Raw genomic sequence first — 24,401 nt, 5'->3', positions numbered from 1 at the left:
CCGGGCGCGCCGCGGCGGCCGGTCACCCGTTGGCCGCGGCCGACGCCTGGGCCTGGCCGCGGCGGTGGATCTGCCGGAACGTGAACAGCTGGAGGTTGTCGCCCGTGGCGAACACCTCGGTGTCCTTCGTCGTCACGTCCTTGCCGCTGGTGAAGCCGGCGTTGGTGAAGTAGGCGTAGCGGCCGTAGGAGTTGCTGGTGGTGCGGCAGAACCCGGCCTCGCAGAAGCCCTTCACGCCGCCGCCGGAGAGCGACTTGACGAAGCTCTTCTTGTTGGTCTGGCCCTTGGTCTTGGCGGCCTGCGCCTCGGTGTCGAAGACCGCCACGCCGACCGTCACCGCGATGCCGTCCGCGGAGTAGGTGACGCGTATCAGGCGTGTGCAGTCGTTCGCGGTGAGGATCTTCGGGAGCGTGCCTCCCGAGGCCGAGGCGCAGTTCTTGGTGTCGGCCGTGGGGCCCTTCTTGTACGTCGTCTCGCCCATGGTCAGCTGGGTGCCGGGGAAGAGGGTGTCCGGGCTGAGCGGAGCCTTGTCCTTCTTCGCGCTGGCGATGAAGTCCTTCGGGTCCAGCGGGGGCGGGGCGCTGGTCGGGGCGAACGACGGGGCCGAGGCGGACTCGCTCGGGATGTCGGCCGAGGGCACCTGGGAGGTCGGGCTGTTCGCCTGGTTGTCGCCGTTGGCCGAGACCACGGCCACCGCGACCGCGGCGCCGATCGCGACGGTGGCGAGCGCGCCGCCGCCGACCAGGAACAGCCGACGTCGTTTGTTACGGGTCTCGGACGCCTCGGCGAGCGCGGCCCAGTCCGGAGACTGGCCGCCCCCGCTGTTCCAGGGCTGCTGCGACTGCGGTTTCCAGGGATCCCACTGGGACTGAGGTCCCCCCTGCCCAAAGCTCATGGGGCGCATCTTAGACGGGACATGGGGTGTGCTGGTCCGCATGGATGGGCCCTGGAACCCCTAGCGTTCCTCCTATGCGGACGGGCAAAGGCGACATCTGCGGGTGGTTGGGGCGACTGCTGCCGGCCGGGGTGCTGCTGGTGTGCCTGTGGTCCTGGCCGTCGGTCGCGGTCGGGGTGTGGCCGTCGGTCGCGGTCGGGGGGCTGCGGGCGCTGCGTCGTCCGCGCGGTGGCGGCTCCCTGCCGCGGTGGTGCGTCGCCGTGGTCGTCGATGTGCTGCTGTCGTCGGTGTTCCCGTACGTGCGGCCGGTGCGGCGACGGACGCTGAGGAGGGCCGTTACCCTGTGTGCCGGCCTGTGCGTCTCCGTGGCCGGCCGTCGGCGGTGATCCCGCGTTTTGACCCTCGTGGTGAGCCCCGGTATTCTGCTCTTTCGTTGTGTATTGGCTTGCTCATTCTCACGGGACGGGCCCTTACACCGGTCCACCGGGCCGATGACCAGCGACCAGCACGCGGTTTGCGTCACCGCAGTGCGGTCAAGGCTGTCGTGATCGTTTCGGTGACCTGTTCAGGACCATTCACTCGAAGCGAAGGCTACGAACCGTGCGTACGTACAGCCCCAAGCCCGGCGATGTGACGCGCCAGTGGCACGTCATTGACGCTCAGGACGTTGTCCTGGGTCGTCTCGCCACCACCGCAGCGACCCTCCTCCGGGGCAAGCACAAGCCGATCTACGCCCCCCACGTCGACGCTGGTGACTTCGTCATCATCATCAACGCGGACAAGGTGCACCTGTCCGGCAACAAGCGGACCCAGAAGATGGCGTACCGCCACTCCGGCTACCCGGGTGGTCTGCGCTCCGTCCGTTACGACGAGCTGCTCGACAAGAACCCCGAGAAGGCCATCGAGAAGGCCGTCAAGGGCATGCTCCCCAAGAACACTCTGGGCCGTCAGATGCTCTCGAAGCTGAAGGTCTACAAGGGTGACCAGCACCCGCACGGCGCGCAGCAGCCGCAGCCGTACGAGATCACCCAGGTCGCGCAGTAAGTCCGGCCACCCCCTAAGACTGAAGAGAATCTGAGGAGAATCGTGGCCGAGACCACTGCCGAGCAGCCGCTCGAAGAGCTTGACATCGACAGCTACACCACCGAGTCCGAGGTCCCCGTCGAGGGCGAGTACACCTCGGAGTCCATGGCCTCCCGCTTCGGCGAGCCCCAGCCGGCCGCCGGCCTGGGCCGTCGCAAGAACGCCATCGCCCGCGTCCGGATCGTCCCGGGCACCGGCAAGTGGAAGATCAACGGGCGCACCCTCGAGGACTACTTCCCGAACAAGGTGCACCAGCAGGAAGTCAACGAGCCCTTCAAGGTGCTCGAGCTCGAGGGCCGTTACGACGTCATCGCCCGCATCGCCGGTGGCGGTGTCTCCGGTCAGGCCGGTGCGCTCCGTCTCGGTGTCGCCCGCGCGCTGAACGAGGCCGACGTCGACAACAACCGCGGCGCGCTCAAGAAGGCCGGCTTCCTCCGCCGCGACGACCGTGCGGTCGAGCGCAAGAAGGCCGGTCTGAAGAAGGCCCGCAAGGCCCCGCAGTACAGCAAGCGCTAATCGCGTCGCTGTCCTTGCGACTGTCTTCGCAACGATCGCCCCGGCGGCACGTTCAGTGCCGCCGGGGCGTTCCCGTACACAACCCCTGCGGATGCCGGACAGTCTTGGGGGATGTACTGGAGCCGCACTCTCTCGCAATTCGGAGGACACCACAGTGGGACGACTCTTCGGCACGGACGGCGTGCGCGGTGTCGCCAACGCGGACCTGACGGCGGAGATGGCCCTCGGCCTCTCCGTAGCCGCGGCGCACGTACTGGCCGAGGCGGGCACGTTCGAGGGGCACCGGCCGACCGCGGTGGTCGGGCGTGACCCGCGCGCGTCCGGGGAGTTCCTGGAGGCCGCCGTGGTCGCGGGCCTCGCCAGCGCCGGCGTGGACGTCCTGCGGGTCGGCGTGCTGCCGACGCCGGCGGTGGCGTACCTGACCGGAGAGCTCGGCGCCGACCTCGGTGTGATGCTCTCCGCGAGTCACAACGCCATGCCCGACAACGGCATCAAGTTCTTCGCCCGTGGCGGGCACAAGCTCGCCGACGAGCTGGAGGACCGGATCGAGTCCGTCTACGAGGAGCACCGCACCGGCGCCCCGTGGGACCGGCCGACCGGGGCCGGAGTGGGCCGTGTGCGCGACTCCGAGGAGGGCGCCGACCGGTACGTCGAGCATCTGCTGCGTGTCCTGCCGAACCGGCTCGACGGGCTGAAGGTCGTCCTCGACGAGGCGCACGGCGCCGCCTCCCGGGTCTCGCCCGAGGTGTTCCAGCGGGCCGGTGCCGAGGTCGTCACGATCGGGGCCGAGCCGGACGGGCTCAACATCAACGACGGGTGCGGATCCACGCACCTGGACAAGATCAAGGCCGCTGTCGTCGAGCACGGGGCCGACCTGGGCATCGCGCACGACGGTGACGCCGACCGGTGCCTCGCCGTGGACCACACCGGCGAGGAGGTGGACGGCGACCAGATCCTGGCCGTGCTCGCCCTGGCCATGCGGGAGGCCGCCACGCTGCGGGCCGAGACGGTCGTGGCGACGGTGATGTCCAACCTGGGCTTCAAGCTCGCCATGGAGCGTGAGGGCATCCGGCTCGTGCAGACCGCCGTGGGTGACCGGTACGTGCTGGAGGAGATGAAGGAGCACGGGTTCGCGCTCGGGGGCGAGCAGTCCGGGCACGTGATCATTCTCGACCATGCGACGACGGGCGACGGCACGCTGACCGGTCTGCTGCTGGCGGCGCGGGTCGCGCAGAGCGGGCGTCCGTTGCGGGAGCTGGCGTCTGTGATGCAGCGGCTGCCGCAGGTGCTGATCAATGTGCCGGATGTCGACAAGTCCCGGGTGGCGACGTCGGCCGAGCTGTCCACGGCGGTTGCCGATGCGGAGCGGGAGCTGGGGGCGACCGGGCGGGTGCTGCTGCGGTCCTCGGGGACCGAGCCGTTGGTGCGGGTGATGGTGGAGGCGGCTGATATCGAGCAGGCTCGGTCTGTTGCGGGGCGGCTTGCCGATGCGGTGAAGTCAGCGCTGGGGTAGTTGGCCTTTGCGGGTAGCAGGTGGGGGCTGCGGTAGCTCGCGGGCCGGCCGTTCGTTGTGGCTTGTCGCGCAGTTCCCCGCGCCCCTCAAAGCCCGCTGTCCTGCCGGCGTTGCGTGGACCAGAGCCATTTCTGGGCCAGCAGGGTCAGCGTGCCGGCGACGATGATGCCCAGCAGGTTCAGCAGGAGTTGTTCCGTGGAGCCCCAGGTCTGTTTCGTGTTGCCGTAGCTCAGGGCCACGGCGGCGTTCGCCGCGGCCGGGACCGTGGTCACCGAGATGGCCACGCCCACCAGGGCGCCCGACTTGGCGGAGGTCAGGGAGAGCGTGCCGGCGATGCCGGCCAGGACCGCCACGACGAAGGAGAACCGGTCGGGGGCGTAGATGAAGCCCGTGTTGGGGCGGTCCGCCCTGAGCTGTCGTTCGCTGAACAGGTCGACCGCGTCCATGAAGAGGCTGAAGCCGACCGTCACCGCCATCGCCACCGCGAAGCCCACCAGGAGGGCGATCAGCGAGCGCAGGGCCAGACGTGCTCTGCGGCGGACGATCGCGGTGCAGAGGCCGGCGAGAGGGCCGAACTCCGGGCCCACCGCCATGGCGCCCACGATCAGGATCGCGTTGTCCAGGACGACGCCGCAGGCCGCGATCATCGTGGCGAGGGTGATGAACGCGAGGTACGTGACGGAGAGGGTCGACTCCTCGTGCGTCGCGTCGCTGAGGTGCTCCCACAGAACCGCGTCCGCGCCCTCGCCGGGTGCGTCGGCCGCGGCCTGGTCGGCCCGCTCGGACAGCGACAGGTCGATGGCCTCTACGGCGATGGAACCGCTGGTGTCGATGCCGAGCTCCCGCAGGCCGGTGAGCAGTTCGTCGCCCGCCTCGCGTGCGACGTCGCACATCACGACGTCCCCGGCGGGGTCGCGGGCGGTGTCCGGCAGCACGACGAGGTGGGCGGTGCCGACCGTCTTCTCGATCAGCCGCACCACGTCGTCGGTCTTCTCGGACGGCGTGATCAGGCGCAGGTGGAGCATGACGACTATCTAACCGGCCTTTCCCCGTGGTGCGTCACAGCTTGCGCAGGCTGAGCCGCTGCACCTTGTGGTCCGGGCCCTTGCGCAGGACGAGGGCGGCGCGGCCACGGGTGGGGGCGATGTTCTCGACCAGGTTGGGCTGGTTGATCGTGCGCCACATCGTCCGGGCGTAGTCGAGGGCCTCCTCCTCCGAGACCTGGGTGTACTTGCGGAAGTACGAGGACGGGTTCTGGAACGCGGTCGCGCGCAGCTTGCGGAAGCGGTTGAGGTACCAGTGCTCGATGTCCTCGACGCGGGCGTCGACGTAGACGCTGAAGTCGAAGTAGTCGGCGAGGCCGACCCGGGTACGGCCGTCCTTGCCGGGGAGGGCGGGCTGGAGGACGTTCAGGCCCTCGACGATCAGGATGTCGGGGCGGCGGACCGTGAGCTTCTTGTCGGGGACGATGTCGTAGATCAGGTGGGAGTAGACGGGGGCCGTGACCTCGTCCTTGCCGGCCTTGATGTCGGCGACGAAGCGGGTCAGCGCGCGGCGGTCGTAGGACTCGGGGAATCCCTTCCGCGACATCAGGCCGCGGTCCTGGAGCTCCTTGGTGGGCAGCAGGAAGCCGTCCGTGGTGACCAGTTCGACGCGCGGGTGCTCCGGCCAGCGTGAGAGCAGGGCCTGGAGGAGCCGGGCGACCGTCGACTTGCCCACGGCGACCGAGCCGGCGACCCCTATGACGAACGGGGTGCCGGACTGGGAGCCCTGCTCGCCCAGGAAGGTGTTGAGCGCGCCTCTGAGGCCGTCCGTGGCACCGACGTAGAGATTGAGGAGTCTGGACAGCGGGAGGTAGATGTCCCGCACCTCGTCGAGGTCGATGACATCACCGAGACCGCGCAGCTTCTCGACCTCCTCGGCCGTCAGCGGCAGCGGCGTCTTGTCACGCAACGCGCTCCACTCGGCTCGGGTGAGGTCGACGTAGGGAGTCGCCTCCGGCCGCTGCCGGTGGGCGCTCCGGGGTATCGAGGAGACCGGAGAGATCACAGTCCATTGTTACGGGCGTACGAACGGACCGTGAGGTGGGATCCGTCACGCGGGCCGGCGACTGTCTCCATTCGGGAGAAAACCGACCAAGGGGAGGAATGTCAGTGGCGTGCGTCACAGTTGTGGGAGAGGTGGGCCCAGGCCTGGGTCCAGGAACGCCGAGGGGTGACCCATGACGTATGCGATAGAGGCGGAAGGCCTGGTCAAACGGTTCAAGGAGACCGAGGCGCTGGCCGGTGTCGATCTGGCGGCCCGCAAGGGCACGGTGCTCGGGCTGCTGGGCCCCAACGGTGCGGGGAAGACGACCGCGGTGCGGATCTTCGCGACGCTGCTGCGCCCGGACGCGGGCAGGGCTCGGGTGGCCGGTCACGACGTGGTCCGGGAGGCCGGGGTCGTGCGGTCCATGGTCGGGCTGACCGGGCAGTACGCGGCGGTCGACGAGAACCTGACCGGCACGGAGAACCTGCTGCTCATCGGCCGCCTGCTGGGTCTGCCGAGGCGGGAGGCGAAGGCGCGGGCGGGGGAGCTGCTGGAGCGTTTTCAGCTGACGCACGCGGCCGGCCGGGCCGCGAAGACCTTCTCGGGCGGCATGCGCCGGCGCCTGGACCTCGCGGCCAGCCTGGTGGGGCGGCCTCGCATCCTCTTCCTCGACGAGCCGACCACGGGCCTCGACCCGCACAGCCGTGGTGAGCTGTGGGACCTGCTGCGCGGCCTGGTCGCGGACGGTGCGACCGCTCTGCTGACCACGCAGTATCTGAACGAGGCCGATGTGCTCGCCGACGACATCGTGGTGATCGACAAGGGCCGGGTGATCGCCGAGGGCACGCCGGACCGGCTGAAGGCCCAGGTCGGCGGCCAGGTGCTGGAGCTCCGGCCGATCCTCGGGCAGGACCTCGCGCGGGCACACGCCCTGGTGGCCGGGGCCGCCGGCCCGGAGGCCCGGATCGAGGGCGAGATGGTCACCGCGCCGGTGAAGGACCCCGAGCTGATGCCGGCCGTCGTGCGCGCGCTGGACCGGGAGGGGATCGCGGTGGGCGAGCTGGCCCTGCGCCGCTCCTCGCTCGACGAGGTCTTCCTCGCCCTGACCGGCCACCGCGCCGAACCGGGCGAGCCCGGGCAGGACGGCGGCGCGGCCGTCCGGGAGGACGACGAGCTGGAGGAGGCGGTCCGGTCATGACCGCCACCACCATCACCGCGCCGGTCACCACGTCGGGCCGCGTACCGCCCCTCGCCGGGGTGCGGCAGACCTTCACGATGGCCTGGCGGAGCCTGGTCGCCGTCAAGCACAACCCGCTCGAACTGGTCGACTACAGCATCACGCCGATCATGTTCGTGTTCCTGTTCACCTACGTGCTGGGCGGGCAGATGGCCGGATCGCCCGACGCGTACCTGAAGTACGCGCTGCCGGGGATCATCGTGCAGAACACCCTGTTCATGACGATGTACACGGCGATGGCGCTCAACACCGACCTCACCAAGGGTGTCTTCGACCGGCTGCGCAGCCTGCCCATCGCACGCTCCGCCCCGCTGATCGGGCGGATCACCGCCGACCTCGCGAAGCACGTGTGGGCGCTGCTGCTGATGATCGGCCTCGGACTGGCCCTCGGCTTCCGCATCACCGGCGGGTTGGGCGGGTTCCTGCTCGGCACGCTGCTGGTGGTGGTGTTCGCCGCGGCCGTGTCGTGGAGCGCGGTGCTGATCGGGATGCTGGCCGGTGACGCGGAGAAGGTGCAGGCGTTCGCCTTCACCCTCATCTTCCCGATCACCTTCACCAGCAGCGCCTTCGTCGTCGTCGACACCATGCCGGGCTGGCTCCAGGCGTGGAGCGACGTCAACCCGGTCACGCATCTGTCCGACGCCTTCCGCGGGTTGCTGCTCGGCGGGGCGGTGGCGGAGCCGGTGTTGTGGTCGCTGGTGTGGGCGGCGGGGATCGCGCTGGTGTTCTATCCGTTGGCGATGAGGGCTTATCGGGCGAAGGTGTGAGAGCGAGGGGTCAGGTCTTCGTACCCCGGTGGGAATTTCCGATTCCGGGCACGCTGCGGCCGGTTCGGCGCGGGAATCGACCCTAAGCTGCCGCCCATGTGTGGAATCGTGGGATACGTGGGGCCGCAGTCGGCGCTCGAGGTCGTGATGGCCGGGCTGAAGCGGCTGGAGTACCGGGGGTACGACTCGGCGGGCGTCGCCGTGCTGGCCGACGGCGGGCTGGCGACGGGGAAGAAGGCCGGGAAGCTCCTCAACCTGGAGAAGGAACTGGACGGCCGACCGCTGCCGGCCGGCACGACGGGCATCGGACACACCCGGTGGGCCACGCACGGCGGACCGACGGACTCCAACGCCCACCCGCACCTCGACAACGCGGGACGTGTCGCCGTCGTGCACAACGGCATCATCGAGAACTTCGCCGAGCTGCGGGCCGAGCTGGAGGAGCGGGGTCACCGGCTGGCCTCCGAGACCGACACCGAAGTCGTCGCGCATCTGCTCGCCGAGGAGTTCTCGTCGTGCGCGGACCTCGCCGAGGCGATGCGGCTGGTGTGCCGACGGCTGGAAGGCGCGTTCACGCTGGTCGCGGTGCACGCCGACGAGCCGGACGTGGTGGTGGGCGCGCGGCGGAACTCGCCGCTGGTGGTGGGCGTCGGAGAGGGCGAGGCCTTTCTCGCCTCGGACGTCGCCGCGTTCATCGCCCACACGCGGTCGGCGATCGAGCTGGGGCAGGACCAGGTGGTGGAGCTGCGCCGGGACGGCGTGACGGTGACGGGATTCGACGGCCACCCGGCCGACGTCCGCTCGTACCACGTCGACTGGGACGCGTCGGCCGCGGAAAAGGGCGGCTTCGACTACTTCATGCTCAAGGAGATCGCCGAGCAGCCCAAGGCGGTCGCGGACACGCTGCTGGGCCGTATCGACGGCTCCGGCTCACTGACCCTGGACGAGGTGCGGATCCCGCCGCGGGTGCTGCGCGAGATCGACAAGGTCGTCATCGTCGCGTGCGGTACGGCCTTCCACGCCGGGATGATCGCCAAGTACGCCATCGAGCACTGGACGCGCATCCCGTGCGAGGTGGAACTGGCCAGCGAGTTCCGCTACCGGGATCCGATCCTGGACGCGCAGACCCTCGTCATCGCCATCTCCCAGTCCGGCGAGACCATGGACACGCTCATGGCGCTGCGGCACGCCCGGGAGCAGGGCTCCAAGGTGCTGGCGATCTGCAACACCAACGGCTCGACGATCCCGCGCGAGTCGGACGCGGTGCTGTACACGCACGCCGGGCCGGAGGTGGCCGTCGCCTCCACCAAGGCGTTCCTGACGCAGCTCGTCGCGTGCTACCTGGTCGCGCTGTACCTGGGCCAGGTGCGGGGCACCAAGTGGGGCGACGAGATCCGGGCGGTGATTCGCGACCTGTCCTCGATCGCCGGTGCGGTGGATCAGGTCCTCGGCACGATGGAGCCGGTACGGGAGCTGGCGCGCACGCTCGCGTCGAAGAAGACGGTGTTGTTCCTGGGGCGGCATGTCGGCTACCCCGTGGCCCTCGAAGGCGCGCTCAAGCTGAAGGAGCTCGCCTACATGCACGCCGAGGGGTTCGCGGCGGGGGAGTTGAAGCACGGGCCGATCGCCTTGATCGAGGAGGACCTGCCCGTGGTCGTCGTGGTGCCGTCGCCGCGAGGGCGGTCCGTGCTGCACGACAAGATCGTGTCCAACATCCAGGAGATCCGGGCGCGGGGTGCGCGGACGATCGTGATCGCTGAGGAGGGTGACGAGGCGGTCGTTCCGTACGCCGACCATCTGATCCGGATCCCGGTGACCCCGACGCTGCTGCAGCCGATGGTGGCGACGGTGCCGTTGCAGGTCTTCGCGTGCGAGTTGGCGACGGCTCGCGGCAACGAGGTGGATCAGCCTCGGAACCTGGCGAAGTCGGTGACGGTGGAGTGAGGAAGGGGGCGAACGGCCAGGTGCCGTTCGCCCCCCGGCGGCTGGTCGACTACCAGTTGATGCAGGTCTTCGGGACCCAGCCGTTCACCTTGTCGCCGCCGTAGTACCACATGTTGCTCTTCTTGCCGCAGGCCGTGTAGGAGCCGCCCTTGTAGGCCTTGCCGTCGTTGCAGATCCCGCCGCGCTTGCCCTTGCCCCAGATGCCGAGGGCGGTGGCGCTCGTCTTCGGCGAGGTCCGGACCTTGACGGTCTCCTTGGCCTTGACGTTGACGATCGCCTTGCTGCAGTCCTTCGGCGGGGCCGCGGCGGCGGTGCCGGCGGTGGCGACGGTGCCGGTGAGGGCCGTGGCGAAGAGCGCTGCGGCAGTGGCCGCGGTCCCCAGCGACTTGAATCTCATGGTCTGTGTCCTCCCGTTTGGCGCGATGCCGTTTGCACATCGCGGTCATCGCGAACTGTACAAGTGGGAGGGGTAGTTCAGGGGTGGGGGTGTCCGCTGGGGGTTCGGTGCGGAGGGCGTCCGTGAAGCGGGTGAAGGTTGCTGTCGGGAAGGTGAGGGGTCGCACGACACGGCTTCTATCGTACGGAAGCGCGTTCGATAAGCAGCCAGTTGAGCTTCGGAGTCCATGAAGAGGGAGCCATGGGGTGCGTCGCGTACGACCGTGTCGAGTTCGGGTACGGGGCCGCCCACGTAGGTCATGGTGCTTCCGGCTCCGGCGAAGCCGTCCAGGTCGAAGGGAATGACACGCAGGGTGATGTGGTCCGCGTCGGAGAGTTCCAGGAGTCGGACGTAACTCCAGCTCCTCGTCGGCGAGTTCGGGCACCTTCGAGAAGAACACGGCGCGGGCATGGTCCTCTGTCTGGAGCAGGCCCGGCACGAAGAGCACGGCTACCTCGCGCCGGGACGTGGCGTGGGTCCAGGAACGGCGTGGGCGGCAGGCCCCGGTACTCCTCCCACCAGCCGCGTGTCCGGTCGGTGGCGAGTCCGACCAGGGCGTCGATGAACTGATCTGCACGGAGTTCACGCCGAGCAGCGCTGCCGCCTCGCGGGCGCTCAGGCCGGCCGCGTCGCGGAGTCTGCGTAGTTCGACTGCCAGCCGCATCTGGCGAGCGGTAGGGACGCGCCTGGTCGCCATGGGGCTCCTCGGTTCAACACGCCTGCCGACGCTACTCGCTCAGTGGCCAGTGAGCCCTGGGAGTGCTCCCTCTGCATCCCCAACGACCTGCGTGCCGTCACCGTCAGTCGACGCACCCTCCGTCTGATCCTGACCCTGCAGGGGCTGATCCACCTGGTCGACGTGGCCGAACTGCTCGCGACAGAGCTCGTCTCCAACGCCGTACGTCACACCAAGGGCCCCGCCGCCCTATGGGTCCGCTGGTCGGCCGGTGTGCTGCGGATCGGGGCGTGAGATGCGGACCCCGGGCCGCCCGAGCCGCCCCGCCGATTCGGGCAGGTCATCGACTCGGAGGACGGGCGGGGGCCGGCGCTCGTGCGGGCCTGTTCCGACCTGTGGGGTGGCAGCCGCTGGCGAGGGAGGGCAATCGGGGCAAGTGCGTCTGGTGCGAGCTGGGCTCGGCGGCGTGAGCGTTTTCCGAGTGCGAGGCCCGAGCATTGGAGCGACCAGCTCAAGGGCTTCCGCGGCATTGCCACCGGATACGGCAAGACCGCCACCTCCTACGAAGCGGCGGTCGCATCAACGCCGCCCGGCTCCGCCGGTCGGCGGGGCCCGGGTCCGGCCGGGCCCGGGCCGCCGTACAAGAGCCTGTTTCTGAGCCCTGGATCGCCCTGGAGGTGCGACAGGGCCCCATGGGGCTCGTGGTGCTCTCAGCCCAAGAGGGAGCCAATCAGACTCACGACGGTAGAAACCAGGCCGCTCACAAGACCCGTAAGACCCTCAAGACCCATGCTGATCACCATCCTGTCTTCAGTGTTTTCTTTCCCTTTATATTGGCGTGCAGTGTGCTGAGATCAGGACTCCCGCGCGGCGCCCTTCACTCCAATAGGTGTGACGCCATGCGCCGACTGCTTCTTCGGCTACCTGGAAATCGGCCTGGAAATCAGCCCGGGCAACAGCCCAGCCGGAAAGAAACTGAAGGAAATCACGTCGTTCGTCAGCTACTTCCGGCGTGGCTGGAGCGGTCCCGTACTGTCGCGCATTTGAGCGTTGAACCCCGGGGCGGCGCTGAGGGGCGCCGTAGGCTGCTGCGCATGAGCATCATCGGGGTCGGGATCGACGTCGCCGAGATCGATCGGTTCGCGGCGTCACTGGAGCGTACGCCCGCGCTGGCCGAGCGGCTGTTCGTGGAGCGGGAGTTGTTGCTGCCCAGTGGGGAGCGCCGGGGTGTCGCCTCCCTGGCCGCCCGGTTCGCGGCCAAGGAGGCCTTGGCCAAGGCGCTCGGGGCTCCGCCCGGGCTGCTCTGGACCGACGCCGAGGTGTGTGTCGAGGACAGTGGGCAGCCCTGGCTGCGGGTGACCGGGACCGTGGCCGCGCGGGCAGCCGAGCTCGGGGTGCGGTCCTGGCATCTGTCCCTGAGTCATGACGCGGGTGTCGCCTCGGCCGTTGTGATCGCCGAGGGGTGACAGGGGTGAGAGGGATGACAGGGGCGACAGGGGCGCCGGGGAACTACGCCATGGACCACAGGAGCGTGACCGTGCCGATGAAGCCCACGGCGCCGAGGGTGGTGCCCGCCGCCGCGCTCCACATGCGGCCCGTGCCCTGGCGGGCGTAGTGGATGCCCATCGTGCCGAACGTGACGGCCAGCGCTCCGGCTATCACCGTCCAGGGGATCAGGAACGCCCAGGTGCCCACGGCGGAGAAGGCGCCGAGGACGAGTGCCGTGGGGCCCAAGGCGGTTGCGGGTGTGTCGGTTTCCGTGGGTGCGGGTGATCCGGCCATGTACTGCTCCCCATTTTTGAACGAGTTCAAAACGTACCTCGATAGTAGCGCGCCGGAGCGCTTGGCGGGCGACCGCCCGGCCGGCTGATCTTCCCCGTCCAGGAGGGCATGGCATGACCACGGTGAAGGACGTCGTCCCTCGCGGTACGCGGCACTGCGAGACGTCGGCTCTGGGGGTGCTGCTGCGGCACCAGGGAATCGATCTGTCCGAGCCCATGCTCTTCGGCCTAGGGGCCGGGCTGTCCTTCATCTACTGGGACAGCAAGAACATGGACTTTCCCTTCCTCGGAGGGCGGGTCAAGCCCTTCGAGCTCACCAGGAACCTGGCCGGCAGGCTGGGGCTGGAGCTCGCCGTTCGGGAGACCGGCTCCGCCCGTAAGGCATGGGAGGACGTGGCGACCGCCATCGACGCCGGCCGTCCCGTCGGGCTACAGCTCGACAGCTACCACCTGGACTACTTCACCTCGAAGGTGCACTTCGGCGGTCATGTCGTCGCCCTGTACGGCTACGACGAGCACGACGCCCACCTGGTGGACACCGACCAGCAGGGCGGAGCGGTATCCACGAGCCTGAGCAGCCTCGCCCGGGCCAGGGCCGCGCGCGGACCGATGACCGCCAGGCACCGGTCCTTCACGCTCACCGCTCCGGGGAAGGCGCCCTCCCTGGAGGGGCGGATCATTCCGGCCATCACTGAATGCGCCGACGCGTTCCTCGATCCGCCCATCGCCAACCTCGGCCACCGAGGCATCGAGAAGGCCGGGAAGCTCGTACCCGCCTGGCTCCAGCGCACCGACGCCCCCCAGCGGGACCTGCCGCAGGCAGCCCTCCTGATGGAGAAGGCCGGCACCGGCGGTGCTCTGTTCCGCAATCTCTACCGCGACTTTCTCGCCGAATGCACCCGGATGGTCGACAGTGGCCATCTGCGCACCGGCCACAGGCTGTACTCGGAAGCGGCCGGCTTGTGGACGGACGTCGCGGCGCTCATCACGAACGCCGGTGAGTCGGGCGATGAGCAGTGCCTCGGACGGGCAGGCGCCGTCCTGTGCGACATCGCGCGCGTCGAACGCGAAGCCATGGAGGCGCTGAGCCGCCTGCGCGGTGAAGCCCCCGCCGGGTGAGAGCGAGGGCTTCGCGGGCGGGCGTCAGCAGATCGTCTGGCTGCTGTTCACCCGCGTGATGTTGCGGAACGTCGTGTTCTCGCCGCACGGGCTCTCCCTGATGGCCGAGTTGGTGACCGTCAGGTTCTGGATGGTGATGTCCTTGTTGTTCGGGAACTCCGAGCGGGCGGCCAGGCGCAGTTCGCCGCCGCCCGTGATCGTGCCGCTCTGGGCCGCGAGGTTGACGTTGTAGCAGTTCTCGATCAGGACCGAGTTGTTGCCGGTGTTGGAGATCGTCACCTTGTTGATCGTCGCCCCGCCGCTCTCCGAGACGCAGAACACCCCGCGTCCGCCGCCGCGCGCGATGACCTCGCCGACCCGGATGTTGGTCGGGTAGCCGCTGCCGACGCGGCCGTTGCGGTTGGCCATGCGGAAGGCCGCGTAGCCGGTGCCCGTGCCCGCGTTCTCCGCGTCCACCTTGGTGACGTTGGCGTTGATCGTCTGGTTGAGCAGCAGGCCGGACTCGCCCACGTTGCGGGCGGTGACCGTGCCGATGGTGATGCCGTCGACGCCGTAGGTCTCGACCGCGTGGCTGGACGCGCCGGAGACGTAGACGTTGTCGATGCGGACGTTGCGCGTCCACTGGCTGGTGTCGCCGCGGTTGTCGATCCGGACGCCCAGGCCGCGGGAGAGGCGCATGTCGATCTGGCCGAGCACCACGTTCTGGACATTGCGCATGAAGATGCCGTAGAGCGGGGTGCCGGTGAGCTTGAGGTTCTGGACCTCCACGTCGCGGGTGCCGCGGGAGTAGACCGGCGCCTGGTCGCCCGAGCCGCTGCCGGTGACGTTGATGGTGCCGCAGACGTCGAGGACGGTGTAGCTCGGGAGCGAGATGCGTGAGCCCGCCGAGATCGAGCCCGAGCCGCGGACCACGACCCTTTCCTTCGAAGTGCGCCCGGAGCTGAGGCTGTTGACGGCCGCCTGCACCGCGGCCCGCATGTCGGTCCCGGTGTAGACCGTGCTGCCGCCGCGCCGGGCGGTCCAGTTGCTGCCGTTCTGCACGGCCTCGGCCTGGTAGGAGCCGTCTCCGCAGGCCGTCGCTCGCGTGGGGGCGGCGGTGGCTGGGGCGGTCAGCGTGCCGGCGGTGGTGAGGACGGCGGTGGCACCGGCGGCGGCGAGGAATGCGGCTCTGCGTCCCATGGGGGCCTCGGTTTCGTCGAACGTGGGGGGTGTGCAAGCGCTTTCTGCGCGGCCGGTGAGTCTGGCAAAGGGCTGGCAAAGCGTCAATGGATCCGACACGGTTCCGAGTTGCGCGAGCGACGCGGGAGTGCTCCGGCGGTCGTGCGGGAAACTCGACCCCATGCGTAGTGCGTACAGCGTGGAGACGGTCAGGACCGCCGAACGGGAGCTGATGGCGCGGCTGCCGGAGGGGGCGCTGATGCAACGCGCCGCCGCCGGACTCGCCGCGGCCTGCGCCGACCTGCTGGGCCGGGTGTACGGGAGCAGGGTCGTGCTGCTGGTCGGGAGCGGGGACAACGGTGGTGACGCGTTGTACGCCGGGGCCCGGCTGGCCCGGCGTGGGGCCGGGGTCACGGCGGTGCTGCTCACGCCGGAGCGGGCTCATGCCGGGGGACTTGCGGCGCTGCGGCGGGCCGGAGGGCGGGTCGCCAGCGCCGGTGAGGCTGAGGGTGCCGCTGGGGTTGCGGGGGCGCCGGGCGTCGAGGAGTTGGTCGAGCGGGCGGATCTCGTCGTCGACGGCATCGTCGGGATCGGTGGGAAGGGCGGGCTGCGGCCGGACGCGGTGCCGCTGGCCGCCGCCGCCGAGCGGTCGCGGGGCGCCGTGGTCGCCGTCGATCTGCCGAGCGGGGTCGACGCCGACACCGGGGAGGTGCGCGGCGTCGCGGTCCGGGCCGATCTGACGGTGACTTTCGGGACGCACAAGCCGGGGCTGCTGATCGATCCGGCGCGGGAGTACGCGGGGTCGGTGCGGCTGGTCGACATCGGTCTTGAGCTGCCGGTCGAGCCGGAGCTGGAGGCGTTGCAGCACGCGGACGTGGCGCGGTTGCTGCCGCTTCCCGGGGCCGAGAGCGACAAGTACCGGCGGGGTGTCGTCGGCATCGCCGCCGGGTCCGCGCGCTACCCGGGGGCCGCCGTGCTCGCCGTCGCCGGGGCGCTGCGGGGCGGGGCCGGGGCCGTGCGGTACGTCGGGCCGGCCGCGGACGCCGTCATCACGCGGTTTCCCGAGACGCTCGTGTCGGACCAGGGGCCGAAGCATGCCGGACGGGTGCAGGCGTGGGTCGTCGGGCCGGGGGCCGGGGACGACGCGGCGACGGTGGGGGAGGTGCTGGCGGCGGATGTCCCGGTACTGGTCGACGCGGACGGGTTGCGGTTGGCCGAGGCGGAGGTCGTACGGGCGCGGCGGGCGCCGACGCTGATGACCCCGCATGCCGGGGAAGCGGCGGCGCTGCTCGGGGTCGACCGGGCGGAGGTCGAAGGCGGGCGGCTGGCGGCGGCGCGGGAGTTGGCCGGGCGGTATGGGGCGACCGTGCTGTTGAAGGGTTCCACGACACTGGTCGCCGACTCGGGGGGCGGGGCGGTGCGGGTGAATCCGACGGGGACGTCCTGGCTGGCTACGGCGGGGAGCGGGGACGTGTTGTCGGGGCTGGCGGGGTCGTTGCTGGCGGCGGGGCTTTCCGCGGTGGACGCGGGGAGTGTGGGGGCGTATGTGCACGGGCTGGCCGGGAGGCTGGCGGCGGACGGCGCGCCGGTGGGGGCGCATGACGTGGCGGAGGCCGTTCCGGAAGCCTGGCGGAATGTGCTCGGCTGAGTGAAGTGAGAGGAGGGGATGGGGGCTGTTGTGGGGCTGAGGCGCCCCTCGTCCCCTTCCCGTCCCGAGTCCGGGGGCTGCCACCCCCGGGCCCCCCGCTTCGGCCTGGACGGCCTCGTCCTCGAGTGCCGGACGGGCCGGGAGCGGGCCGTCCGGGGGACCCGGCCGCGCGGCGGCCTTCCACGGCGTCTGCGGCGATCTCGACACCACCGTCGGCTCCACGGGCCGCGTCGATCTCTCCGTCCCGCGCGGAGGCCGTGGAGCGTGCTGAAGAAGGGGGACCGCGTGTTCGTGTGGGGCGCAGACCCGGGACGTGACAGCCGTCGGCGGGGGCCCGCTGCCTCGGGCGTGTCGGGCCGCTCTGAGACACTGGGCGCGATGAGCGAGAGAACAGCTCCGCGGACCGCGCTCCTGCGCGCCCGCGCGGAGATCGACCTGGCCGCCCTGCGGGCCAATGTGCGGGCGCTGCGTGCCCACGCGCCGGGCGCGGCCCTGATGGCCGTCGTGAAGTCCGAGGCGTACGGTCACGGGGCTGTGCCGTGTGCCCGCGCGGCCGTCGCCGCGGGGGCGGACTGGCTGGGTACGGCGACGCCCGAGGAGGCCCTCGCCCTGCGGGCCGCCGGGCTGCCGGGCCGCATCATGTGCTGGCTGTGGACGCCCGGCGGACCCTGGCGCGAGGCGATCGAGGCGGACCTCGACGTGTCCGTCAGCGGGATGTGGGCCCTGGCGGAGGTCACCGAGGCGGCCCGGCTCGCCGGGCGGCCCGCCCGGGTGCAGCTCAAGGCCGACACGGGGCTCGGGCGGGGCGGCTGCCAGCCCGGTGAGGACTGGGCCGGGCTGGTCCGGGAGGCCCTGCGCGCCGAGGCCGAGGGGCTCCTGCGCGTCACGGGGCTGTGGTCGCACTTCGCCTGTGCCGACGAGCCCGGCCATCCCTCCATCGCCGCCCAGCTCGGCCGCTTCCGGGAGATGGTCGCGTACGCCGAGGAGCAGGGCGCCCGCCCCGAGGTCCGGCACATCGCCAACTCGCCGGCCACGCTCACGCTCCCCGAGAGCCATTTCGACCTGGTCCGCACGGGCATCGCCACCTACGGCATCTCGCCCAGCCCCGAGCTCGGCACCCCGGCCGATTTCGGACTGCGCCCGGTGATGACGCTGTCCGCCTCGCTCGCCCTGGTCAAGCACGTGCCGGGCGGGCACGGCGTCAGCTACGGCCACCGGTATGTGACGCCCGGCGAGACCACCCTCGGCCTCGTCCCGCTGGGCTACGCCGACGGCATCCCGCGGCACGCCTCCTCGGCCGGCCCGGTCCTGGTCGAGGGCAAGTGGCGCACGATCGCGGGGCGGGTCGCCATGGACCAGTTCGTGGTCGACCTGGGAGGCGACGAGCCCGCGCCGGGCGCCGAGGCGGTGCTCTTCGGTCCTGGAGACCGCGGTGAGCCCACCGCCGAGGACTGGGCCCAGGCGGCCGGAACCATCGCCTACGAGATCGTGACCCGGATCGGAACGCGCGTTCCGCGCGTCTATGTGAATGAGTGACAGGACGGGTAACCCGCACAGAGGGCCGGTCACGCGAAGAACAACGGGCAGCCTGGCAACACCAGCACTACAAGCACCAGCACCAGGCCCACAGGCATCAGCAGCAGCACCACAAGCATCGGCAGCAGCGCCCCCGGCGAAGAGGAGCGGTACGTGAGCGAGAGCAGTGCGGAGGTCGTCGCGAACGCCGCCACCGCGGCTGTCGCGGCCTCCGCCGCGGGGGCGGCGGGAGGCTGGCGCCGGGCGACCGGCATCGCCGGTGTGGCGATAGGCGTGGTGGCCGCGGGCGCGGCCGCCGGTGTCGCCCTGGAGCGGATGACGGTCGGCCGGGGCATGCGCCAGAAGGCCCGGCTCGCCCTCGACTCCGCAGGACCCTACGGCTCGCTGCGCGGCATGCCCGGCAAGGCGTTCGCCGACGACGGCACGGAGCTGTACTACGAGGTCGACGACCTCGACCCGGAGGCCGCCCCCGCCGCCCTCGGGCCGCGCCGCCGGCGGCTCTTCGGCCGCAAGGCCCCCGCCCCCGTCACCGTCGTCTTCAGCCACGGCTACTGCCTCAACCAGGACTCCTGGCACTTCCAGCGGGCGGCGCTCAGAGGCGTCGTACGGACCGTCCACTGGGACCAGCGCAGCCACGGCCGGTCCGGGCGGGGCGTGGCCCAGGGCCGGGACGAGCCGATCACCATCGAGCAGCTGGGCCGCGACCTGAAGGCCGTCATCGACGCGGCCGCGCCCGAGGGGCCGATCGTGCTGGTCGGGCACTCGATGGGCGGCATGACGGTGATGGCGCTGGCCGACCAGTACCCCGAGCTGATCCGGGAGCGGGTCGTCGGGGTGGCCTTCGTGGGGACGTCGTCGGGGCGGCTCGGCGAGGTCAACTACGGGCTTCCGGTGGCCGGCGTCAACGTGGTGCGGCGGGTGCTGCCCGGCGTGCTGAAGGCGATGGGGCAGCGGGCCGACCTGGTGGAGAAGGGGCGCCGGGCCACGGCTGACCTGTTCGCCGGGATCATCAAGCGGTACTCGTTCGCGTCCCGGGACGTCGACCCGGCCATCGCCCGGTTCGCCGAGCGGATGATCGAGAGCACACCGATCGACGTGGTCGCCGAGTACTACCCGGCGTTCAACGACCACGACAAGACCGAGGCGCTCGCCCACTTCGCCGACGCGCCGGTCCTCGTCCTGGCCGGGGTGCAGGACCTGGTCACACCCAGCGAGCACAGCGAGGCCATCGCCGATCTGCTGCCGGACGCCGAGCTGGTGCTGGTGCCGGATGCGGGGCACCTGGTGATGCTGGAACACCCGGAAGTGGTCACCGACCGCCTCGCCGATCTGCTCACCCGTACAGGGGCGGTGCCCACCACGGCTACCGTGAAGGGCTGTGACTCCGCCTCCTCCTGACGGAGGTGGCTTCCAGTCTTTCGGCTGGGGTCCAGCCCGGACCGGCCCCTCGCGGGGCGTGACAACTGTACTACTGCAAGTGAGTGACGATGGAAGTAACCGCAACATCGCACGCCTCCGGGAGTTCCCGCTCCCTGGAGATCACCGTCACCTCCCCCGAGCAGATGCGGGAGCTGGGCCGCCGGCTCGCGAAACTGCTGCGCGCGGGTGATCTGGTGATGCTCAGCGGAGAGCTCGGGGCGGGCAAGACGACACTGACGCGTGGGCTGGGCGAGGGGCTCGGCGTGCGCGGGGCCGTCACCTCGCCGACGTTCGTGATCGCCCGGGTGCATCCGTCGCTGGGCGACGGGCCGCCGCTGGTGCACGTCGACGCGTACCGGTTGTCCGGCGGGCTGGACGAGATGGAGGACCTGGATCTCGACGTCTCGCTGCCCGAGTCCGTGGTCGTCGTGGAGTGGGGCGAGGGCAAGGTCGAGGAGCTGACCGAGGACCGGCTCCAGGTGGTCATCCACCGCGCGGTGGGCGACACGACCGACGAGGTCCGGCGGATGACGATCACCGGTATGGGGGAACGCTGGGCTTCGGCGGACCTGGGGGTGCTCGCTGTGTAGCTCCCGCCGCGTGGTGTTTTGATGAACGTTCCGACAAGGCGTCGGCAAAATGTTGCGTTCGGCGTCTTGTGCGTGGTCACATGGTATCCAGTCCGTAGTTAGGTGTGCCTAACTTCGTCCGGCCCCGCCTTCGGGAGGCGTCCATGTCGGCTACAGAGAGCAAGGGGCAGCCGCTGCCGTTCACGGTCGCCGGGGTGTCCATGCGGGACCTGCTGGCGGCGGGCGAGGCGGCGGCGCTGATCTCCACGCCACCGCGGGCTCCCGAGCCGGAGTTCGCCGAGCCGGTCGAGCCGGTGGCGGACCACCGCGAAGCTGCCTAGCGGACGACCACGACCTTGCGGCCGATCGTCGCGAACGTCCACATCGCCTCGCCGTCCGGGCGTGACTCGCGGATGCCGCCCGTGCGTACCTTCGTGGCCGGTGCGGCGGTCGAGTCGTCCACGGCCGCGCTGAAGCCGATGACCACACCGTCCACGCTGGTGAAGCGCACGACGTGCTCGACGGGGACGCCGTCGGAGCCGGTGACCGCGTTCGAGCGGGACGTGACCGAGTAGCTGCCCGGGGCCGGGTCCACCGCGCTCGGGTCGACCGCGAACGTGCGGGTGACCGTCTCGTCCTCGCCGACCAGCCACACCCGGTCGCCGCGCAGGGAGTACACGACCCGTGCGCCCTTGCCGGAGCCGCCGGGCAGTGCGGCTGGGTCCTTCCTGGCCTGGGGCGGCGCCTTCGAGACGCCGGCCGCCGGTGCGGCGCCCGCCTGCGTCCTGCCCAGACCGGCCGGGAGGGTCTGTGACGCCTGGTGGGCGAGGTAGCCGACCGTCGCGAGGGCCGCGGCGGTGAGCCCGGCCACGATCCCCGAGCTGCTGAGTGCCACCGGCGCCCACCTCCGTGTCGTACATCCCTGTCGTGCACGGTGCGCTTGCCGCGCCGTGACGGTAGGTGACGGTAGCAGCAGGTGACGGCCCGACAGGTGCGGCCGTGCCGGGCTCCGGGGAGCCGTAGGCTGTTTGCGTGCTCTTGCTCGCTCTGGATACCGCCACACCCGCCGTCACCGTCGCGCTGCACGACGGCCGGGACGTCATCGCCTCGTCGAGTCAGGTGGACGCGCGCCGGCACGGGGAACTGCTGCTGCCCGCGATCGACCGGGTGCTCGCCGAGACCGGTCTGAAGCTCGACGCCGTCACCGGGGTCGTCGCCGGCATCGGCCCGGGCCCGTACACCGGACTGCGTGTCGGTCTGATGACCGCCGAGACCTTCGGGCTCGCGCTCGGCGTCCCCGTGCACGGCGTGTGCACGCTGGACGGCCTCGCCTACTCCGCCGACCTCGACGGGCCGTTCGTCGTGGCGACCGACGCCCGCCGCAAGGAGGTGTACTGGGCGCGCTACGCCGACTCCCGCACCCGCCTCACCGACCCGGCCGTCGACCGGCCCGCCGACATCGCCGAGCAGGTCGCGGGGCTGCCCGCGGTCGGCGCGGGCGCGCTGCTGTACCCGGACACCTTCCCTCAGGCGCACGAGCCCGAGCACGTGTCCGCCGCCGCGATCGCCCGGCTGGCCGCCGAACGGCTGGCGGCGGGCGAGGAACTCCCCGCGCCCCGGCCGCTGTATCTGCGCCGCCCCGACGCCCAGGTCCCCAAGAACTACAAGGTGGTCACCCCCAAGTGACCGGGTCCGAGACGTGTGTGCTGCGCGAGATGCGCTGGTGGGACATCGACCCCGTGCTGGAGCTTGAGCGTGACCTGTTCCCCGACGACGCCTGGTCGCGGGGCATGTTCTGGTCCGAGCTGGCCCATGCGCGCGGGCCGGAGGCGAGCCGGAAGTACCTCGTGGCCGAGGCGGGGGAGCGGATCGTCGGGTACGCCGGTGTCGCCTCCTCCGGCGAGCAGGCCGACATCCAGACCATCGCCGTCACCCGGGAGTACTGGGGGACGGGGCTGGGCGGCCGTCTCCTCACCGAACTGCTGCGGGCCGCGACCGCCTTCGAGTGCGCCGAAGTGATGCTGGAGTGCCGTGTGGACAACGTCCGCGCGCAGAAGCTGTACGAGCGCTTCGGCTTCGAGGCCATCGGCTTCAGGCGCGGCTACTACCAACCGGGGAACGTGGACGCCCTGGTGATGCGACTGACCACGAAACCCGACAGCGGCTCCGCCGCGGGTTCGGCTCCCGTACAAGGAACCCAGATCAATGACTGACTCACGCGACGAGCCTCTCGTTCTCGGCATCGAGACCTCCTGCGACGAGACCGGCGTCGGCATCGTCCGCGGCACGACCCTGCTCGCCGACGCCGTCGCCTCCAGCGTCGACGAGCACGCCCGGTTCGGCGGTGTCGTGCCCGAGGTCGCGTCCCGGGCGCACCTGGAGGCGATGGTCCCCACCATCGACCGCGCGCTGAAGGAGGCGGGCGTCAGTGCCCGCGACCTCGACGGCATCGCCGTCACCGCCGGTCCCGGCCTCGCCGGTGCCCTGCTGGTCGGCGTCTCGGCGGCGAAGGCGTACGCCTACGCCCTCGGCAAGCCCCTGTACGGCGTCAACCACCTCGCCTCGCACATCTGCGTCGACCAGCTGGAGCACGGCGCGCTGCCCGAGCCGACCATGGCGCTGCTGGTGTCCGGCGGCCACTCCTCGCTGCTGCTGTCCTCGGACATCACCTCCGACGTCCGCCCGATGGGCGCGACCATCGACGACGCGGCCGGTGAGGCCTTCGACAAGATCGCTCGCGTGCTGAACCTGGGCTTCCCGGGCGGCCCGGTCATCGACCGGTACGCACGCGAGGGCGACCCGGACGCGATCGCCTTCCCGCGCGGGCTGACCGGTCCGCGCGACCCGGCCTACGACTTCTCCTTCTCCGGACTGAAGACGGCCGTGGCGCGCTGGATCGAGGCGAAGCGCGCGGCGGGGGAGGAGGTTCCGGTGCGGGACGTGGCGGCTTCCTTCCAGGAGGCGGTCGTGGACGTGCTGACCCGCAAGGCCGTGCGGGCCTGCAAGGACGAGGGCGTCGACCACTTGATGATCGGCGGCGGTGTGGCCGCCAACTCCCGGCTGCGCGCCCTGGCCCAGGAGCGCTGCGAGGTGGCCGGGATCCGGCTGCGGGTGCCGCGGCCCAAGCTGTGCACGGACAACGGCGCGATGGTCGCCGCGCTCGGCGCGGAGATGGTGGCCCGGAACCGGGCCGCGTCGGACTGGGACCTGTCGGCGGACTCCTCGCTGCCGGTGACGGAGCCGCACGTGCCGGGCCACCGGCACGACCACGACCATGTGCACGAGATCAGCAAGGAGAACCTCTACTCGTGACGGTCGCCTTGATGTGGGAGGCGCGTGCGGTGCCCGGCCGGGGCGAGGACCTGCTGGCCTGGGCACGAGCGCAGGAGCTGCCCCGTGCGCCCCTGCGCCGGGAGACCCTGCGCGCTCCCGGGGACCGGGTCCTCGTCATCACCTGGTGGGACGCTCCGTACGACGCCGAGCTGCCGGAACTGCCGGAGCCGGACGGGGAGTTGGTCACGAGGGCCGTGCACCGGTGGCGGTTCGAGTCGGTGGGCGTCGGCTGACCGAGAGCTCCCACGGCCTGCTCTCGACGTGGCCCCGCCACAGCAGCAGGCCGTGCCTGCGCTCCCAGCGTGCGACCAGGGCGGCCCGGCCCAGCCAGTCCAGGGCCGACCACAGGGGCAGCACGGCCGCCCACGGTTCCCACAGGGACAGGGGCACAGCGAACAGCAGGTACAGCACGAAGAGGCGCGGGCTGAACGGCTGGTCCCGCAGGAAGCCTTCGGTGGGCGGGACCGTGCCGGTCTCCTCGACGGGGACCGCCTTCTCGAAGTCCCGTACCTCGCTGAACCACTTGATCCTGGTGGCCTTGAGGAGCGTCCACACCACGATCCAGGCGAGCACGGCAGCGACGTAGAGTCCCAGACGGCCGGGTTCGGACGGCGCGGAGAAGCCGTGGACCAGGCCCACGGTCGTCAGGGCGACGGCCATGGCGGCCAGGACCGAGACGACGGCCCGCAGATCGTGGTGCACCAGTCTGTCCATGCGTCCCCCGCGTCCCCCGTGGTCCCCCG

General features: G+C 70.9%; 27 protein-coding genes and 2 pseudogenes. 20 read left to right on the top strand and 9 right to left on the bottom strand.

What is annotated here, in order from left to right:
• Positions 1-22: 22 nt before the first annotated feature.
• Complete coding sequence (locus tag ACZ6TU_RS02885; RefSeq protein ID WP_467672030.1) at positions 23-895, bottom strand: hypothetical protein; 873 nt, start codon at positions 893-895, stop codon at positions 23-25.
• Positions 896-969: 74 nt separating this feature from the next.
• On the opposite strand from ACZ6TU_RS02885, the gene ACZ6TU_RS02880 reads away from it, so the two are divergent.
• From ACZ6TU_RS02880 to glmM, 4 genes are all read left to right on the top strand, one after another.
• Positions 970-1,281, top strand: a complete 312-nt coding sequence (locus tag ACZ6TU_RS02880; protein WP_467672028.1) for a hypothetical protein — start codon at positions 970-972, stop codon at positions 1,279-1,281.
• A gap of 214 nt (positions 1,282-1,495) precedes the next feature.
• On the top strand, positions 1,496-1,939 hold the full coding sequence (gene rplM, locus ACZ6TU_RS02875) for a 50S ribosomal protein L13 (protein WP_010036634.1): 444 nt from the start codon (positions 1,496-1,498) through the stop codon (positions 1,937-1,939).
• Between the two features lie 42 nt (positions 1,940-1,981).
• Positions 1,982-2,494 (top strand): 30S ribosomal protein S9, encoded by a 513-nt coding sequence (rpsI, locus tag ACZ6TU_RS02870; RefSeq protein ID WP_010036632.1) that lies wholly within the window; start codon positions 1,982-1,984, stop codon positions 2,492-2,494.
• Between the two features lie 154 nt (positions 2,495-2,648).
• On the top strand, positions 2,649-4,007 hold the full coding sequence (glmM, locus tag ACZ6TU_RS02865; protein WP_469546200.1) for a phosphoglucosamine mutase: 1,359 nt from the start codon (positions 2,649-2,651) through the stop codon (positions 4,005-4,007).
• An 86-nt stretch (positions 4,008-4,093) separates the two neighbouring features.
• On the opposite strand, the gene ACZ6TU_RS02860 is transcribed toward glmM, so the two are convergent.
• Both ACZ6TU_RS02860 and coaA read right to left on the bottom strand, forming a co-directional pair.
• Entirely contained in the window at positions 4,094-5,032 is a 939-nt protein-coding gene (locus ACZ6TU_RS02860; protein WP_467672024.1) for a DUF389 domain-containing protein, read from the bottom strand.
• A 34-nt stretch (positions 5,033-5,066) separates the two neighbouring features.
• Positions 5,067-6,056 carry a type I pantothenate kinase gene (coaA, locus tag ACZ6TU_RS02855; RefSeq protein WP_467672023.1) on the bottom strand — a complete coding sequence of 330 codons (990 nt, stop codon included), beginning with the start codon at positions 6,054-6,056 and terminating at the stop codon, positions 5,067-5,069.
• 172 nt (positions 6,057-6,228) lie between these two features.
• Between coaA and ACZ6TU_RS02850 the strand changes: the two genes are divergently transcribed.
• The 3 genes from ACZ6TU_RS02850 to glmS all read left to right on the top strand — a co-directional run bounded on the left by ACZ6TU_RS02850 (position 6,229) and on the right by glmS (position 9,983).
• Positions 6,229-7,233, top strand: a complete 1,005-nt coding sequence (locus ACZ6TU_RS02850) for an ATP-binding cassette domain-containing protein (RefSeq protein WP_467672021.1) — start codon at positions 6,229-6,231, stop codon at positions 7,231-7,233.
• Positions 7,230-8,039, top strand: a complete 810-nt coding sequence (locus ACZ6TU_RS02845) for an ABC transporter permease (protein WP_467672019.1) — start codon at positions 7,230-7,232, stop codon at positions 8,037-8,039. The genes ACZ6TU_RS02850 and ACZ6TU_RS02845 overlap by 4 nt, the downstream gene beginning before the upstream one ends.
• 96 nt (positions 8,040-8,135) lie before the next feature.
• A complete protein-coding gene (glmS, locus tag ACZ6TU_RS02840) occupies positions 8,136-9,983 on the top strand; it encodes a glutamine--fructose-6-phosphate transaminase (isomerizing) (protein WP_467672017.1) in 1,848 nt (615 codons plus the stop codon).
• A gap of 49 nt (positions 9,984-10,032) precedes the next feature.
• Here the strand turns inward: glmS and ACZ6TU_RS02835 are convergent, their stop codons facing one another.
• Both ACZ6TU_RS02835 and ACZ6TU_RS02830 read right to left on the bottom strand, forming a co-directional pair.
• Positions 10,033-10,380 carry a hypothetical protein gene (locus tag ACZ6TU_RS02835; protein ID WP_467672015.1) on the bottom strand — a complete coding sequence of 116 codons (348 nt, stop codon included), beginning with the start codon at positions 10,378-10,380 and terminating at the stop codon, positions 10,033-10,035.
• Positions 10,381-10,524: 144 nt separating this feature from the next.
• A pseudogene (locus ACZ6TU_RS02830) lies at positions 10,525-11,116 on the bottom strand (Scr1 family TA system antitoxin-like transcriptional regulator); the annotation flags it as partial.
• A gap of 42 nt (positions 11,117-11,158) precedes the next feature.
• Here ACZ6TU_RS02830 and ACZ6TU_RS02825 point away from each other — a divergent pair.
• The 3 genes and pseudogenes from ACZ6TU_RS02825 (at position 11,159) to ACZ6TU_RS02815 (ending at position 12,561) form a co-directional block, all read left to right on the top strand.
• Positions 11,159-11,565: pseudogene (locus ACZ6TU_RS02825) on the top strand (ATP-binding protein).
• Positions 11,566-11,986: 421 nt separating this feature from the next.
• Positions 11,987-12,142 (top strand): hypothetical protein, encoded by a 156-nt coding sequence (locus ACZ6TU_RS02820; RefSeq protein ID WP_469546194.1) that lies wholly within the window; start codon positions 11,987-11,989, stop codon positions 12,140-12,142.
• A 47-nt stretch (positions 12,143-12,189) separates the two neighbouring features.
• Complete coding sequence (locus tag ACZ6TU_RS02815) at positions 12,190-12,561, top strand: holo-ACP synthase (RefSeq protein ID WP_359187396.1); 372 nt, start codon at positions 12,190-12,192, stop codon at positions 12,559-12,561.
• Between the two features lie 43 nt (positions 12,562-12,604).
• Here the strand turns inward: ACZ6TU_RS02815 and ACZ6TU_RS02810 are convergent, their stop codons facing one another.
• On the bottom strand, positions 12,605-12,877 hold the full coding sequence (locus ACZ6TU_RS02810; RefSeq protein ID WP_467672013.1) for a hypothetical protein: 273 nt from the start codon (positions 12,875-12,877) through the stop codon (positions 12,605-12,607).
• A gap of 113 nt (positions 12,878-12,990) precedes the next feature.
• Between ACZ6TU_RS02810 and ACZ6TU_RS02805 the strand changes: the two genes are divergently transcribed.
• Positions 12,991-13,995, top strand: a complete 1,005-nt coding sequence (locus ACZ6TU_RS02805; protein WP_469546190.1) for a BtrH N-terminal domain-containing protein — start codon at positions 12,991-12,993, stop codon at positions 13,993-13,995.
• Between the two features lie 24 nt (positions 13,996-14,019).
• Here ACZ6TU_RS02805 and ACZ6TU_RS02800 read toward each other — a convergent pair whose 3' ends face one another.
• Entirely contained in the window at positions 14,020-15,174 is a 1,155-nt protein-coding gene (locus ACZ6TU_RS02800) for a hypothetical protein (RefSeq protein ID WP_467672009.1), read from the bottom strand.
• Positions 15,175-15,334: 160 nt separating this feature from the next.
• Here ACZ6TU_RS02800 and ACZ6TU_RS02795 point away from each other — a divergent pair, with 160 nt between their 5' ends.
• The 5 genes from ACZ6TU_RS02795 to ACZ6TU_RS02775 all read left to right on the top strand — a co-directional run bounded on the left by ACZ6TU_RS02795 (position 15,335) and on the right by ACZ6TU_RS02775 (position 20,666).
• Positions 15,335-16,801, top strand: a complete 1,467-nt coding sequence (locus tag ACZ6TU_RS02795; RefSeq protein ID WP_467672007.1) for an NAD(P)H-hydrate dehydratase — start codon at positions 15,335-15,337, stop codon at positions 16,799-16,801.
• 378 nt (positions 16,802-17,179) lie between these two features.
• Entirely contained in the window at positions 17,180-18,337 is a 1,158-nt protein-coding gene (alr, locus tag ACZ6TU_RS02790) for an alanine racemase (RefSeq protein ID WP_469546187.1), read from the top strand.
• A 153-nt stretch (positions 18,338-18,490) separates the two neighbouring features.
• Complete coding sequence (locus ACZ6TU_RS02785) at positions 18,491-19,735, top strand: alpha/beta fold hydrolase (protein WP_467672003.1); 1,245 nt, start codon at positions 18,491-18,493, stop codon at positions 19,733-19,735.
• An 89-nt stretch (positions 19,736-19,824) separates the two neighbouring features.
• Complete coding sequence (gene tsaE, locus ACZ6TU_RS02780) at positions 19,825-20,346, top strand: tRNA (adenosine(37)-N6)-threonylcarbamoyltransferase complex ATPase subunit type 1 TsaE (RefSeq protein WP_467672001.1); 522 nt, start codon at positions 19,825-19,827, stop codon at positions 20,344-20,346.
• 143 nt (positions 20,347-20,489) lie between these two features.
• Positions 20,490-20,666: a hypothetical protein gene (locus tag ACZ6TU_RS02775; RefSeq protein WP_467671999.1), complete on the top strand. Its 177-nt coding sequence runs from the start codon at positions 20,490-20,492 to the stop codon at positions 20,664-20,666.
• Here ACZ6TU_RS02775 and ACZ6TU_RS02770 read toward each other — a convergent pair.
• The gene (locus ACZ6TU_RS02770; RefSeq protein ID WP_467671998.1) at positions 20,663-21,220 is read right to left on the bottom strand and encodes a hypothetical protein; all 558 of its coding nucleotides are present in this window, start codon (positions 21,218-21,220) and stop codon (positions 20,663-20,665) included. The two genes, ACZ6TU_RS02775 and ACZ6TU_RS02770, sit on opposite strands and share 4 nt — an antisense overlap.
• 137 nt (positions 21,221-21,357) lie before the next feature.
• Between ACZ6TU_RS02770 and tsaB the strand changes: the two genes are divergently transcribed.
• Genes tsaB through ACZ6TU_RS02750 form a run of 4 tightly spaced genes read left to right on the top strand, consistent with a single transcriptional unit; the run spans position 21,358 to position 23,891 of the window.
• Positions 21,358-22,011 (top strand): tRNA (adenosine(37)-N6)-threonylcarbamoyltransferase complex dimerization subunit type 1 TsaB, encoded by a 654-nt coding sequence (gene tsaB, locus ACZ6TU_RS02765; protein ID WP_467671996.1) that lies wholly within the window; start codon positions 21,358-21,360, stop codon positions 22,009-22,011.
• Positions 22,012-22,040: 29 nt separating this feature from the next.
• Positions 22,041-22,538: a ribosomal protein S18-alanine N-acetyltransferase gene (rimI, locus tag ACZ6TU_RS02760; RefSeq protein ID WP_467672578.1), complete on the top strand. Its 498-nt coding sequence runs from the start codon at positions 22,041-22,043 to the stop codon at positions 22,536-22,538.
• Entirely contained in the window at positions 22,531-23,637 is a 1,107-nt protein-coding gene (gene tsaD, locus ACZ6TU_RS02755; protein WP_467671994.1) for a tRNA (adenosine(37)-N6)-threonylcarbamoyltransferase complex transferase subunit TsaD, read from the top strand. The genes rimI and tsaD overlap by 8 nt, the downstream gene beginning before the upstream one ends.
• A complete protein-coding gene (locus ACZ6TU_RS02750) occupies positions 23,634-23,891 on the top strand; it encodes a hypothetical protein (protein ID WP_467671992.1) in 258 nt (85 codons plus the stop codon). The genes tsaD and ACZ6TU_RS02750 overlap by 4 nt, the downstream gene beginning before the upstream one ends.
• On the opposite strand, the gene ACZ6TU_RS02745 is transcribed toward ACZ6TU_RS02750, so the two are convergent.
• Complete coding sequence (locus tag ACZ6TU_RS02745) at positions 23,842-24,372, bottom strand: hypothetical protein (protein WP_469546181.1); 531 nt, start codon at positions 24,370-24,372, stop codon at positions 23,842-23,844. The two genes, ACZ6TU_RS02750 and ACZ6TU_RS02745, sit on opposite strands and share 50 nt — an antisense overlap.
• Positions 24,373-24,401: the final 29 nt, after the last annotated feature.

The sequence above is a fragment of the Streptomyces sp. NPDC052064 genome (assembly GCF_055585925.1).
The sequence above is the reverse complement of the archived record's forward strand: the minus strand, read 5'-3'. Positions and strand labels throughout refer to the sequence as shown.